This window comes from Flavobacterium branchiarum (genome assembly GCF_030409845.1).
In the GTDB taxonomy this organism is placed as follows: domain Bacteria; phylum Bacteroidota; class Bacteroidia; order Flavobacteriales; family Flavobacteriaceae; genus Flavobacterium; species Flavobacterium branchiarum.
Genome location: NZ_JAUFQQ010000003.1, coordinates 568,241 through 581,880 on the forward strand (window position 1 = coordinate 568,241; position 13,640 = coordinate 581,880).

At 32.8% G+C, this 13,640-nt stretch carries 15 protein-coding genes and 2 tRNA genes; 8 read left to right on the plus strand and 9 right to left on the minus strand.

Features of this window, described 5'->3' with window-relative positions; all coding sequences use genetic code 11:
- Positions 1-29 precede the first annotated feature (29 nt).
- A complete protein-coding gene (locus QWY99_RS02985; RefSeq protein ID WP_290261199.1) occupies positions 30-1,106 on the plus strand; it encodes a DUF6630 family protein in 1,077 nt (358 codons plus the stop codon).
- 119 nt (positions 1,107-1,225) lie between these two features.
- On the opposite strand, the gene QWY99_RS02990 is transcribed toward QWY99_RS02985, so the two are convergent.
- From QWY99_RS02990 to msrB, 4 genes are all read right to left on the minus strand, one after another.
- Positions 1,226-2,185, minus strand: coding sequence for a quinone oxidoreductase family protein (locus tag QWY99_RS02990; protein ID WP_290261201.1), 960 nt, complete (start codon positions 2,183-2,185; stop codon positions 1,226-1,228).
- 42 nt (positions 2,186-2,227) lie between these two features.
- The gene (locus tag QWY99_RS02995; RefSeq protein WP_290261203.1) at positions 2,228-3,646 is read right to left on the minus strand and encodes an aminopeptidase P N-terminal domain-containing protein; all 1,419 of its coding nucleotides are present in this window, start codon (positions 3,644-3,646) and stop codon (positions 2,228-2,230) included.
- 117 nt (positions 3,647-3,763) lie between these two features.
- Positions 3,764-4,381, minus strand: a complete 618-nt coding sequence (msrA, locus tag QWY99_RS03000; protein ID WP_290261205.1) for a peptide-methionine (S)-S-oxide reductase MsrA — start codon at positions 4,379-4,381, stop codon at positions 3,764-3,766.
- A 7-nt stretch (positions 4,382-4,388) separates the two neighbouring features.
- Positions 4,389-4,949 (minus strand): peptide-methionine (R)-S-oxide reductase MsrB, encoded by a 561-nt coding sequence (gene msrB, locus QWY99_RS03005; protein WP_290261208.1) that lies wholly within the window; start codon positions 4,947-4,949, stop codon positions 4,389-4,391.
- A 288-nt stretch (positions 4,950-5,237) separates the two neighbouring features.
- Between msrB and idi the strand changes: the two genes are divergently transcribed.
- From idi to QWY99_RS03040, 7 genes are all read left to right on the plus strand, one after another.
- On the plus strand, positions 5,238-5,765 hold the full coding sequence (gene idi / locus QWY99_RS03010; protein WP_290261210.1) for an isopentenyl-diphosphate Delta-isomerase: 528 nt from the start codon (positions 5,238-5,240) through the stop codon (positions 5,763-5,765).
- 11 nt (positions 5,766-5,776) lie between these two features.
- Positions 5,777-6,187, plus strand: coding sequence for a 6-pyruvoyl trahydropterin synthase family protein (locus QWY99_RS03015; RefSeq protein ID WP_290261213.1), 411 nt, complete (start codon positions 5,777-5,779; stop codon positions 6,185-6,187).
- A gap of 1 nt (position 6,188) precedes the next feature.
- The gene (locus QWY99_RS03020; RefSeq protein ID WP_290261215.1) at positions 6,189-6,647 is read left to right on the plus strand and encodes a peroxiredoxin; all 459 of its coding nucleotides are present in this window, start codon (positions 6,189-6,191) and stop codon (positions 6,645-6,647) included.
- A gap of 70 nt (positions 6,648-6,717) precedes the next feature.
- The gene (locus QWY99_RS03025; protein ID WP_290261218.1) at positions 6,718-7,686 is read left to right on the plus strand and encodes a type I phosphomannose isomerase catalytic subunit; all 969 of its coding nucleotides are present in this window, start codon (positions 6,718-6,720) and stop codon (positions 7,684-7,686) included.
- A gap of 56 nt (positions 7,687-7,742) precedes the next feature.
- Positions 7,743-8,009, plus strand: coding sequence for a hypothetical protein (locus tag QWY99_RS03030; RefSeq protein ID WP_290261221.1), 267 nt, complete (start codon positions 7,743-7,745; stop codon positions 8,007-8,009).
- 79 nt (positions 8,010-8,088) lie between these two features.
- Positions 8,089-8,162 (plus strand) — tRNA-Thr (locus tag QWY99_RS03035).
- A gap of 693 nt (positions 8,163-8,855) precedes the next feature.
- Positions 8,856-8,929 (plus strand) — tRNA-Thr (locus QWY99_RS03040).
- 199 nt (positions 8,930-9,128) lie between these two features.
- Here QWY99_RS03040 and QWY99_RS03045 read toward each other — a convergent pair.
- The 5 genes from QWY99_RS03045 to QWY99_RS03065 form a co-directional block, all read right to left on the minus strand.
- Positions 9,129-9,839 carry a DUF4369 domain-containing protein gene (locus QWY99_RS03045; RefSeq protein ID WP_290261223.1) on the minus strand — a complete coding sequence of 237 codons (711 nt, stop codon included), beginning with the start codon at positions 9,837-9,839 and terminating at the stop codon, positions 9,129-9,131.
- A gap of 122 nt (positions 9,840-9,961) precedes the next feature.
- Entirely contained in the window at positions 9,962-11,824 is a 1,863-nt protein-coding gene (locus tag QWY99_RS03050) for a M61 family metallopeptidase (protein WP_290261226.1), read from the minus strand.
- Positions 11,825-11,938: 114 nt separating this feature from the next.
- Positions 11,939-12,217, minus strand: a complete 279-nt coding sequence (locus tag QWY99_RS03055; RefSeq protein WP_290261230.1) for a DUF2805 domain-containing protein — start codon at positions 12,215-12,217, stop codon at positions 11,939-11,941.
- A 121-nt stretch (positions 12,218-12,338) separates the two neighbouring features.
- Positions 12,339-13,166 carry a sterol desaturase family protein gene (locus QWY99_RS03060; RefSeq protein WP_290261234.1) on the minus strand — a complete coding sequence of 276 codons (828 nt, stop codon included), beginning with the start codon at positions 13,164-13,166 and terminating at the stop codon, positions 12,339-12,341.
- Positions 13,167-13,365: 199 nt separating this feature from the next.
- A complete protein-coding gene (locus QWY99_RS03065; RefSeq protein ID WP_035619441.1) occupies positions 13,366-13,608 on the minus strand; it encodes a GlsB/YeaQ/YmgE family stress response membrane protein in 243 nt (80 codons plus the stop codon).
- Positions 13,609-13,640 lie beyond the last annotated feature (32 nt).

The following is a 13,640-nucleotide window of genomic DNA, read 5'->3' on the forward strand; positions in this document are numbered from 1 at the left end:
TAACAATTAAAATATATATAATAAATCCAATGAAAGATTTTTTCTCTAATTTTTTTAATAGAAATAATAATCCAAAATCAATAGTTTCTTTTGATGTTATAAATTCAATTTATTCTTATTTATATAATGAGGGTAGTGTTGATTTTAAAATGAAAGGAGTTCATGACTCTGTTTCTGTGAAATTTTATTCATTCCCGAGTTCATTTGATCATGAAGAAGGAAAAAATGAAATTAAGAATAGTGGCTTTAATAATGCATATGAAGTTTTAAATGAACTGTATAAAAAAGTCAATATTGGAGCACTTTCTGAGGTAAATATTCAGGATGAATTAGAATACGATTATATCCATATTCAATTTTATTCAGAGCCAACACCAGAAATGAAAAAGCATCTGAAGCATGTGTTGCATAATTTTATAATTTTCTTTTGTTGTACGAACAGTCTCGAAACAAATGATTTTAAAATGTTGTATACAAGCAATTATTTTTTTGATTACACAAAAGGTTTGTTAGAATCTGAGGCTATTGATATAGAAAATCCTAAAAATGAAATTCAAAAAATAGGGTTTAAAAATTTTGAAACTATTTTACAAGGAATTTGCCAGTTCATGAAAATTGAATTGCCCAAAGGAGTTGTTTTACCATGCACGGAAAATTTGATGGTTGATGCTGTTGCAGTTGATGATTTTAAAGAATTCTTGACGTTAGTTTCAAGAGGTGATATCGATGAAGAATTGCTAGAAAGTCAATCTAGAATTCTTTTTGATAATTTTGGAAATGAGGATGGAGAAGAGGATTATGATGATGAATTTGATTTTTTTGAAGGTGTAAATTGCTGCCATAGTGATTGGAAATTTGATCCAGAAGATATAGAATGGTTTATTTCAGAAATGTTGGGTGAGGGTTTTAGCTTTGAATATCCTGAAGAAACATACAGTCATGATTTGTTTCCTTACATTCAAACAGAATTAGCAAAACAAAATTTAGAGCTAATGAGTTATGATACAAAAGGAGATAGCTATTTATTTTTTATTGCCAATAAAAATGAAGTCTCAAGGATTTTAGAATTGTCGGAAATAGTCGAAATGGGAATTGATAAATTATAATCTTGTCTTTGCAGGTAGTTTGTTATCCCAAAGCGTGAGGTGTCTCATACACAGTTTAATAAAGATTGGATGAGAAACTGAGACTAAAAACTGTTCTCTGGTATGTCCAGATTATTTTTTTAAGGAATTAAAATTATTTTCCCTGTACTTTTTCGGCTTTCAAGGTAATCATGTGCTTGTTTGCCTTCGGATAGTTTAAATAAAGTAGGTGTTGCAAGTGAAATTTTTCCTTCGGTAATCCAGGTGAATAACTGATTGGCTCTTTTTATTCTCTCTTCTTTGGTAGTTAAATAACTCCATAAATCTCCGCCTGTTAAGGTTTTGGAAGTATCCATAAGCATTCTTGGATCTACTGGATCGGGATCGCCACCAGCCATTCCGAAAAAGACCACTTGTCCACAGTTTTTGGTTACTTCGAAACTTTCGTTTAAAGTGCTTCCTATACTGTCATAAACTACATCGGCACCATTTGGAACAACTTTAAAGATTTCAGATTTCCAATCATTATTGTATAAAAACACATGATCTGCTCCTTGTTCAATGGCAATTTTAGCTTTAGCAACAGATGAGGTTAGGCCAATCACGGTAGCGCCCAAAAGTTTGCTTATCTGTGTTAGGAATTGTCCAACTCCTCCTGCGACAGCATGAATAATTACAGTTTCTCCTTTTTGAGTTTTGTGGCTATCTGTTGCTAGATAATGTGCTGTTAAGCCTTGTAGTAATATAGAAGCTCCGGTTTTGAAGTCAATTGCGTCTGGCAACGGAATTACATGGTTGATATTAACTGCTACAAGTTCGGCATTAGCAAAGGGAACATCGGCAAAAGCAATTCTGTCTCCAACTTTGAATTCGGAATGATTATTTGTGTTTATGACAACTCCAGCCCCTTCGTAACCTGCTATAAATGGAGGGTTTCCTTTAAGATGATAATTTCCTTTTCGGCGATATACATCGGCAAAGTTTAATCCAATCGCTTTCATTTCGACTAAAATCTCATCTTGTTTTAATTGTGGATTAGGAATGTCAATGTATTCAAGTACGTCTGAATTACCGAAAGTAGAAAAAGTTAATGCTTTCATTCTTATTTATTGTAAAGATGTTTTAATGGAAACGACCTTAGTTTATAGTTTCTGTAAATTGATTTCGTTGAATTTACTTTTTTGCGAAGTTAGCTTTTCAATGTCTTGCCATTTTCTAGGGGAATCAATAGATAGGTTTTCGTAGGAGTCTTTCTTTATAAGAATGTCATCTTCTATTCTAACACCAATATTCCACCATTTTTTATCACACTTACTATTTGCTGGAATGTAAATTCCGGGTTCGACGGTAATAATCATGTTTTCTTTAAGTAAACTTGTAGGGCCGCTATAATTCCCTTTGTCATGTACATCTAAACCAAGAAAATGGGAACATCCGTGAGGATAATAAGTTCTTACTTCTTTCAGTTCTTTGATGATTCCTAGTTGTAATAAGCCTTTAGCTAATACTTCTGTGGCTTTTTTGTTTAAATCTGCCAATGGAGTACCCTCTTTGCAAATAGCAAAAACGGCTTCTTGGGTATCATAAACCAATTGATAAATTGCTTTTTGTTCTTCAGTGAAATTTCCGTTTGCAGGAATGGTTCGTGTAACATCGGCTGAGTATCCGTGGTATTCAGATCCTACATCCATTAATAATAGTTGATTGTCTATTTTAGTGCTGTTGTTTTCTCCATAATGTAAAATGCATCCGTTTGCTCCTGCACCCACTATTGGAGGATAACCTTCTCCCTCAGCACCGTATTTTCTATGAATGTAGGTATGAATTCCCTCGGCTTCATTTTCGCTCATGTCGGTATTTATAGCTTTCATTACTTCATTATGTGCAATGCAAGAAAGCTTAACCGATTTACGCATTAAATCAATCTCTTCTGGTGTTTTTATTTCCCGAAGTGTCGCCGTGATGTTCTCAAATAATAACAAAGAAGATACGTCTTCATTTGTAATCGCCGCTTTTGTTTTAAAAGTTTGTAGCAGTCCAAAAAGATCAAAGCCACTTGAATCCTTTCCTATGTCGGTTGGAATCTTGTCGTATATTAGCTTGTCAAATTTTTTAAAGTCGATTTGGAAATCTTTAAAGTCTTTTCCGTTAAAAACAGTCGAGAACCCTAATTTTGATTTTGTGCCTTCAATACCTAAGCGTCTTCCTGTCCACATTTCATGAGCAGCATTCTTTTCTCTAATAAAGAAAACTTCATTATAGGCCGTTTCGCCGTTGCCTTGTGTTTCTTTAAATAGTAATAATACAGCATCAGGTTCTTTATAACCGCTCAGGTAATATAAATCAGGATTTTGATGAAAATTGTAGTTAATGTCTCTAGAGAATTTTCTTTCTGGATACGAAAAGATTATTGCTACAGAATTCACGGGCATTAATTTTCTAAAAGCCTCTCTTCTGCCTTGGTGAAATTCCTTCGTAAGATAATCGGTAGGTAGATTTTCTTGAGCAAAATTGTGGTTAAAGAACAATAAGAATAAAAGAGATAAATATAAATGCTTCATTTTTTCTTGGTTTAGTTAATGGCTTGATACTCTTTAATATTGATGCAAATTACGAAATTTTGTCTTTTTATTTTAAAAATAAAAAAGCCACTTGTAAGTGGCTTAGTGAATTAGTGATTATTTCTTTTTTAATTTGTCTTTAAAAACTTTTTCGAATTTTTCTATTTTCGGTTGTATTACCATTTTACAGTAAGGCTGGTTTTTATTGTTGTCATAATAATTTTGATGATAGTCTTCGGCTTTATAAAATTTGGTAAATGGTTCTACAGAAGTCACAATTGGACTGTTGTATACGTGTGCTTTTTTTAAAGCATTTATGATGTCATTTGCTGCTTTTTTTTGTTCTTCATTTTTATAAAAAATAACCGAACGATATTGTATTCCTACATCTGCGCCTTGTCTGTTTAAAGTTGTTGGATCATGCACGGTAAAGAAAACTTTAAATATTTCATCTAGGCTTGTTACGTTTTTGTCGAATGTAATTTGAACTACTTCGGCATGGCCTGTTTTTCCTGAGGATACTTCTTCGTAAGTTGGGTTTGTAGTTTTTCCGCCCGCAAAACCAGATACAACAGATTTCACTCCATTTAAGTTTTCATAAACTGCCTCTACGCACCAATAGCATCCACCTCCTAGAGTGATAGTATCGTAATTAGGAGTTTTCTTTGTTTTGTCTGCTTGCCCAAATCCATGAATTGATAAGATTAAAAGGCAAATTAAAATTGTATTTTTCATGTTTTATTTATTTGGTATCAGGTACAAAATCTAAAGCAATTGAGTTCATGCAGTATCTTTTTCCTGTAGGTGGTGGGCCGTCATCAAATAGATGACCTAAATGACCACCACATCTTCCACAAAGCACTTCGGTTCTTTCCATTCCTAAAGAGTTGTCTTGTTTGTATGTTGTGCTTTTTTTGTTTTCTTGTTCAAAAAAGCTTGGCCATCCACAACTGCTTGAAAATTTTGCCCCAGAGCGGAATAGTTTATTGCCACATGCTGCGCAATAGTATGTTCCTTTTTCATCACTCTTCCAGTATTTTCCGGTAAAAGGTCTTTCTGTATCAGCTTCTCTCATTACGGCATAAACATCATCTGGTAATACTTTTTTCCATTGGGTATCGGTGAGATTTAGCTTAGTTGTATCAGTGTTCGAGTAATATGGATTGTCAGGTTTGCTGATTTTGTTTTCCATTGGGTTAGCTTTTGTTGATGTATATTCCTCTTTTTTGTTTTGTCCACAAGCTTGAAATATAAACAATGGAAGCAAAAATAATAAGCTTAAATAGCGGGCTTTTGTTTTCATAATTAATTGATTTTGTGATGTAAAATTAAGCTTTGTTTAAAGTATGAATTGTCATCTACTTTACAAACTACCATGCATTTAAGTAAGTTTTAACTATTGATATTTACGTATAAAAAGCAATTTTAGTTTTAAAATTAAAGACTATCCTCTGTATGTCTTTAATGTGCTTATAATCAAGATATAAAGTTAAAATTTTAGTGTATGCGAAGCTCGTTAAACTTTTCACAAACTTTTTCTAGGCTCTAAAGCAATTTCTTTTTTCGTATTTTTGTGTGTTTAATACCAGTTATGATAGAAGAAAACGTAATATTAGTTAATCAAAATGATGAGCAAATTGGCTTGATGCCAAAAATGGAAGCTCATGAAAAGGCAGTTCTACATCGTGCATTTTCAGTTTTTGTTTTAAATGATAATAATGAAATCATGTTGCAACAACGTGCGCATCATAAATATCATTCTCCACTACTTTGGACTAACACATGTTGTAGTCATCAGCGCGAAGGAGAAACTAATATAAAAGCTGGAAGTCGAAGATTGTTTGAAGAAATGGGATTTAAAACGCCACTTAAAGAACTTTTTCATTTTATATATAAAGCTCCTTTTGATAACGGGTTAACAGAACATGAATTGGATCATGTTATGATTGGGCGTTATAATGAAGTTCCTACCATTAATCCTGAAGAAGTAGAAGCTTGGAAATGGATGAAAATCGAAGATGTGAAAGTAGACATGCAATCACACCCAGAAATTTACACCGTTTGGTTCAAAATAATTTTTGACGAGTTTTACCATTTTCTAGAAGACCATAAAATTTAAACCAAATCTACATGAGAGTAACTATATCAAGAAAAGCACATTTTAATGCCGCCCATCGACTGTACAGAAAAGATTGGACTGCTGAAAAAAATGATGCCGTTTTTGGAAAATGTAATAATCCCAATTTTCATGGTCATAATTATGACTTAACAGTTAGTGTTACTGGAGAGGTAGATCCTGAAACTGGTTTTGTGATAGATGTAAAAATATTGGCTGATATAATTTATCAAGAAGTCGAATTGCCATTTGATCACAAGAATCTTAATCTTGATGTATTTGAATTTCAAGATTTAAATCCAACTGCAGAGAATATCGCAGTTGTGATTTGGAATAAAATTAGAAAAAAAATAAGTGCCGATTTTGATTTAGAAATCGTGTTGTACGAAACTGCTCGTAATTTTGTAACCTATAAAGGAGAATAAAATGTCATTAAAAGTAGGGGATATTATCCCGAATTTTACAGCTAAAGATGCTAATGGAGAGGTGTTTGAAAGTAAGAATGTGCTTGGTCGTAAACCTTTAGTTATTTATTTTTATCCTAAGGATAATACACCGGGTTGTACAACTGAGGCTTGTAGCTTTAGAGATCAATATGAAGATTTTGTAGCTCTAGGAGCAGAAGTAATTGGTATTAGTAGTGATAGTGTTGATTCTCATCAAAAATTTTCTGATAAACATCACTTGCCTTTCTTGTTGCTTTCTGATGCTGATAAAAGAATAAGAAGTCTTTTTGGAGTTCCATCAGGATTGCTAGGACTGTTGCCAGGTAGAGTAACTTATGTTATAGATAAAAATGGAGTTATAATCTTGATTTATGATAGTATGATTGCTGCCAAACATATTCCTAAAGCGCTTGAGGCAATTAAAGAATTAGTATCGTAATTTAAAAATATATAGTGTTGTACAAGATTCTTCGGATGAATGAATCTGTATGAAAAATAAAAAACAAATAATGAATCTACAATTATATCCTCTACAGTTTGAGCCAATTTTGAAAGATAGAATTTGGGGTGGAGAAAAATTAAAAACAGTTCTTAATAAACCAATAACTTCTAAAATTACTGGCGAAAGTTGGGAATTATCTACTGTAGAAGGAGATGTGAGTGTTGTTGCAAATGGAAGTTTGAAAGGAAAAGCGCTTACAGATATAATAGAGGAGTCGCCAAGTGAGATCTTAGGAACAAAAGTTTATGAGCGATTTGGAAAACAATTTCCATTGCTTTTTAAATATCTAGATGCTCGCGAAGATCTTTCGATACAAGTGCATCCTAATGATGAATTAGCTAAGGAGCGTCATAACTCTTTTGGTAAGACTGAAATGTGGTACATTATGCAGGCTGATGCAGATGCAAGAATCATTGTAGGTTTTAAAGAAGATTCAAGTAAAGAGGAATATCTTGAAAATCTAAATAATAATTCATTAGTTTCTATTCTTGATGATGTAAAAGTTAAATCTGGCGATGTTTTTTTTCTGGAAACTGGAACAGTTCATGCGATAGGAGCTGGCTTAGTAGTTGCAGAGATTCAGCAAACATCAGATATTACATATCGTTTGTATGATTTTGATAGAATAGATGCACAAGGGAATAAAAGAGAATTGCATGTAGACTTGGCATTAGATGCAATTAATTACAATAAGGTAGATACTTATAAGAAATACGATAAAAAATCAAACGAATCAAATGTAGTAGTTGATTGCTCTTATTTTACTACAAATTTCATTCCGTTAGACGGTCAGGTTGAGGTGAATAAAAATTCAGAAAGCTTTACTGTATATATGTGTGTTGAAGGATCTTTTGATATAGAATACAATGGAGAAAAAGTGTTCTATATAAAAGGAGATACAGTATTAATTCCAGCAGCTATGAATGCGTTCATTCTCAATGGAAAAGCTTCAATTTTAGAAATTTACATTTCATAGCGAGTAATACAAAGATTATGTGTATTTTTGCAGACGCAAATTAAAATAAAAATAAAATGGCAAACGTTAAGAATTTAAAGAAAGACATCAACTACGTTTTAGGAGATATTATTGAAGCAGTTTACTTATTTGAAATTTCTACTACAGGAAAACCATCTGCAGAAACTAATGCTTTAATCGATGAAGCTATTGCTGCTTTTGACGCTTTGATCACAAAAGTGAACGCAAAGAACGTAGAAAATAAAAAAGCACACTTCAAACAAATCAATGTTGAATTGGAAGAAACTGCAAATCAATTGATTACTAAAATCAACGAATTGTAGTCGGAAAAAACTATAAAAAAGTGCAGATTTATGTTGTGAGATTCAAAAAACAGCTATATATTTGCACCCGTAATGAGTCGCCAGCGTAGCTCAGTTGGCTAGAGCAGCTGATTTGTAATCAGCAGGTCGTGGGTTCGAGTCCCTCCGCCGGCTCAACGTAAAACCATCATAGAAATATGATGGTTTTTTTTTGTGCCAAAATTTTCAGCCATAATCTTAACCTTCTGAGGAGCGAAGAATGGGGTAAAAAATCTCATCAAACCGTAAACATAAAACAGAGGAGTAGTAAAAAAGAATGAAGAATCCCAAAAGGGACTAACATAAAACAGTTTTTTTATAGAATCCTGCATTACCCCAATTTTGTCTTTCTGAGGAACGAAGAATCTCCGCAAGTAGCTAACATTAAATAGTTTTTTTTGATAGAATCGTGCATTGCTCCAATTGTCCTCCTGGGGAACGAAGAAACTCAGATATAGTTTTTAGCCTCAGCTTTCAGTCTCAGTGTCATCCTGAGCGGAGACGAAGGATAGCTCAGTGTTCAGTGTCAGTACTCAGTTTCAAGAAACTTAGCGTGTTCTCTTTGTGAATCTTTGCGAAGCAATTTCAATAGTAGCGAATAGACGAAGTGATCGCATCTACTAGCTCGATAATCTAGAGGTACTTTGTGTTGGTTTCTGGAGAAGATTCTCGGCAAGACGGCTAATTCAAGGTATTGTTGGATTGGGTTCCTTTGCTGGCTAAGTGTAAAGTGTTCTTTTTCAGTGGTTGTTTTTATTTTTAAAAAAAAGTGTAAATTTATGTTGTGAGATTCAAGAAACAGTTATATATTTGCACCCGTAATGAGTCGCCAGCGTAGCTCAGTTGGCTAGAGCAGCTGATTTGTAATCAGCAGGTCGTGGGTTCGAGTCCCTCCGCCGGCTCAGCGTAAAACCATCATAGAAATATGATGGTTTTTTTTGTGCCATATCCTATTTTCTGTTGTTGTTTTTTTTTGCCTTTTTGGATATGCTGACGTAATTTTTGGGTTTTCTTTATTTTTTGATAATTTGAAATCCAAAAAAAATCCTGTTTTAATAAAAAAACAGGATTGATTTAGAAGTTGTAATGATGGACTTGTATTTATTGCTCTTTTTTTATTTTAGCAATATACTCTGTTAGTTTTTTTCCATAAAGAGATTGTGCAACTTTTGGAGACATTGATTTCTGAATTGTATCTAGGAATTTAATATTGATATCATATATGTCAGATAAGGCAATATATGGTGCTATTTCGTGATCTTTGTTGTTGATGGCAAAGTTTGTAGCATACAAGTATTTTCGTTTGATATTTGACTCTTGTTTTTCGTTGATGCTGTCTAATGCTTTTTGGTTGTTGTTTTTCATTGCGTTGAATCTTAATGCTACAAGATCAAGGTTAGAATCATTAAAGCGTGAGCTTATTTTTCTATAATCCTCGTACAATTCTTGGTTTTTTGATCCAGTAATTTTAGCACTTGAGATGTAAGTATCTAAGTTTGTATCAATATTAATGTTACCTGGTTCAGCAAAGAAAAGAATATTGTTGTCTAGTGAATTAGTTACTCCACGATCTAGAAATAAGTAAAGCATTTCTGGAGATTCTAATTCAATGTTAGTTTCGAAGGCAGAATTACCATCGATTTTAATACTATCAATAGCTACTAGCGAAGTATCGACAACCCTTTGTATGTATAAGGTTCCGTTTTTTAATCCTTTAATATTTCCTGTAATATGCAAATTAGTTTTTGATTCGTTTTTGCTACAAGAAGCTAAAAGAACAAGGGTAACGAATGCAATAATAGTTTTTTTCATTGTTTATAGATTTTCGTGCAAAATAAAGAAAATAGTTTTAATAAAAACATTGCTAAACTTTTTAATTTATAAAAAAATACCAATCTATTTCTAAATTGGTATTTTTTCTGTTTTTCGTCTTATTATCCTTTTAACCAGGCATTTCTAAGGACTTGTTTGGAATTGTCTGTTGCCTTAAAAGTATTCTTTTCTTCGTAAGGAAATTTAACAACTCCTTTTAAAGTTATATCCTTTCCATTGCGTTTTATCTTTACGCTTACAGGAGCATTTTCTTTCCATGATTGACTTTCAGTTATCATATCATATATGTTTACTAATGAGTATGGTTTTTCATTTATGGATAAAATATAGTCACCTCCTCTTAGGTCAATTGCTTTAAAAAATGGGTTCAGTTCAATTTCTGGTATAACCATTATTTCTTTAGTCTCAGGATTTATGGTAATGTATGGGACTTGTCCTTTTAAGAAGATAGTTCCAGGAACTTTTTCTACAGCTTTGGTTACGCCTACTTTGGCTAAGTAAGTATCGTAAGGTATTGGAGTTGTTCCTGCTACATAAGTATCTAAAAATGCTCCAACTTCTGGATAGGTTAATTGAGTGATTTTTGCAAAAAGTTCGTTATCGTTAAATGGTTTTGTAATACCATATTCATTAGATAATTTATGCATTAAGTCTAGAATACCTCTTTGGCCATTACTTTTTTCTCTAATTATAATATCGATACACATTCCAATAAGCGCTCCTTTTTCGTATACGTTTAGGTATTGGTCTTTGTAGGGTTGCTTTAATACATTGGCGCTCATTTTTGTAAACGACATGGTATCGTTCATTGCTTTTGCGTGTTCTACTTTCTCGGCAATACGAGAATAAAATTCCGGTTCTTCAATTAAGCTTTGATTAATTTGGAAAAGATTTGCAAAATATTCGGTAACTCCCTCATACATCCATAAATGTTCAGACATTTTTGGAGCATTGTAATCAAAATATTGAATTTCTTTTGAGTGAATAGTTAGCGGGGTTACAATATGAAAGAATTCGTGAGAAACAACATCTTTCATTGATTTTATTAATTCATCTTTTGGCATCATCTCAGGTAAAACTACAGTTGTTGCAGTAGGGTGTTCTAAGGCTCCAAATCCGTGTGCATCATCTGGTTTCATGGTTGACAAATATAATAGGACAGTATATTTTTTAGTAGAATTTATTTTTCCTAAAAAATTTTTCTGAGCAGTCATTATTGTTTTCATCTCAGGAGTGATACTCTCGGCAGTGACTTTTCCTGTTGGGGAATAAACAGCTATTTGTATTTCCATTCCATTTACATCAAATGAAGTATGATCAGGTTTAGAATACATAATTGGATTTTCTACTAAAACGGCATAGTGAGATGTTGTAAATACATCACTAGTATCGCTAGTATCTTCGTCTATCATAGAAGTTGCTCCCCAAAGAGTTGCGGGATGTGAAATAGTTACTTTGTAAGGAATGTCTAGTTTGTCTTGAAAGTAGCCGACAAAACCATGTGTGTTTATTACGAAATTAGTGTTAGCGTCAATATTTGTTCCAGCTGGGGAGAAAATATCATCATTACCAAATCCTGTTCCTTTTTCGGTATCAAATGTGTCATTAACTAAATAAGTAATTGTTTTTAGTGTCTTTGCATTAGAGATTGTCCAAGTATTTTCGTCTGTCTTCTTTGTGGTAAGGAGTGTGCCTTTTGAATCGTAAGCTTTTAGGTCTTCAATGAATCTACCGTAATTATCTTCAGAGTATGTTCCAGGAACAATTTTTGGTATACTGTAAGTTACCTCGTCGGTAGTGATTTTGGGTGCTGTAACTGTAACAAGCACTTTATCGTTTTTTACATCGGTAAGGTTGATGTTAATGTCAACTTCTTGTTTTGTAGCGATGTTACTGGTTGAGTTTGCTATTTTACAGCTTGTAAATACAGCTACTAATGCTAATGTGACTATTATTTTTTTCATTACTTATGAGTTTATCTTTACTATTGGTCTTTATAGATTGAAGAAAGTTACAAAAAAACAGTCAAGTTTTATTTATCTGCAAAAAAAAACTCCTGTTAGTCAGGAGTTTTATAGTTAGTCTAATTTATTCTTTATGTAATATTTACCGTCCAAATCTTCATCAAAATCATCTATTTTAACTGGTTTTGGCTTAGGCTTGTTGGCAATAGCTTTCTTTTTCCACATTTCAAATTTCTCTGCGGGCATTTTCTTTTTCATAATTTCTAAAACCTCTTTTTCAGCCAATCCAAACTCTTTTTTGATAGATTCAAAAGGATTTTTCTCTTCTAAGGCTAATGTAACAAGTTTTTCTGTTTGTTCCCAGTTCAATTCTTTACGGTTACTCTTTTTCATCACGTGAAAATTAATTCAAATAGGGGTTAATGATTAATAATAGATTGATTTTCAATTTAGATATCAATATTAATGAAAAAAATAATTACTTCATCGCTTATGCTTGTTTTTTTTATAGATTTTAATTGTTTTTTAACGAGCGTTGTTTTTGAAACGGAATTTGTAATAGATTTTTCAGATTATTGTGTTCTTCAGGGTTCATATGAGTGTCAACTCCATAGATTATTTTTTCTTTCGGGAGTGTCGTAAACGTCCCGAAAAGGCGATCCCAAATAGAAAATATGTTTCCGTAGTTGCTATCGGTATAGGGTAGTACGTAATGGTGATGTATTTTGTGCATATTTGGGGAGACAATAAAATAGCTTAAAAAAGAATCTAGTTTAGTGGGGAGGGAAATATTTGCATGAGTAAATTGAGTCGATATAACGGATAGTGTTTGGTATAGGAAAACCATCCACATTGGGCTTCCTACAATTAAAACACCAAAAGTTGTGAAAATAAAACGGATTATACTTTCTCCGGGGTGATGTCGGTTACCGCTTGTGGTGTCTATCCAAGTATCTGTATGATGAATAAGGTGGAAGCGCCATAAAATTTTAATCTTGTGCTGAGTGAAATGTGCCAGATAGGCGCCTATTAAATCGAGTAATAGTAATCCGATAATTGTGTAGATCCATAGCGGGATTTCTGGAAGCCATTGCAAAATGCCAAAATTATTTTTAATAGTCCAATCGGCAGTTTTGAGTAGTATAAATGCTAAAACGAAATTGATGATAATTGTAGTTAATGTCAAGAAAAAATTGATTCCAGCGTGATTCCATTTTTTATAGTTGAACTTAAAAAGCGGGAAAGAGTTTTCTATGAGCCAAAAAAAGGTTATTCCGCTTACGAGAATTAAACTTCTGTGTGAAGATGGAATAGCACTGAAATAAGAAATAATTTCATCCATTACGAAAGTATTTACCCAAAATTAATAATTTTGTCGATATGAAATTAAAATTGGTCTTAAAATTTTGATTTTCAGTGTTATAATTCACATGTGATTGTTGCAAAACAAAAAGAGAAGAAAGGAAGTAATGAGTCTTCTTTTCTTCTCTTTTATATGATGATGTTACTTGTTTTAAGATTGAAACAAGTAGGGAAGGGGTTTATGCTTTTTTTATTAAGCTAATAATAAATAATAGAACCCAAGCGCCACCAACAGCAATTATAATTTGCCAAAGTAAACCGCCACCTCCAATACCTAGTTTTCCGGCAATCCATCCACCAATAAGTCCACCGACTATTCCAACGACAATGTTACCAAGAAGTCCAAAACCTGCACCTTTCCATATTTGGCCGGCGAGCCAACCGGAAATTGCTCCAATAAGTAAGAAATATAAAAATTCCATATTTTAAAGTTTAAGGGATTAATAATCGATTT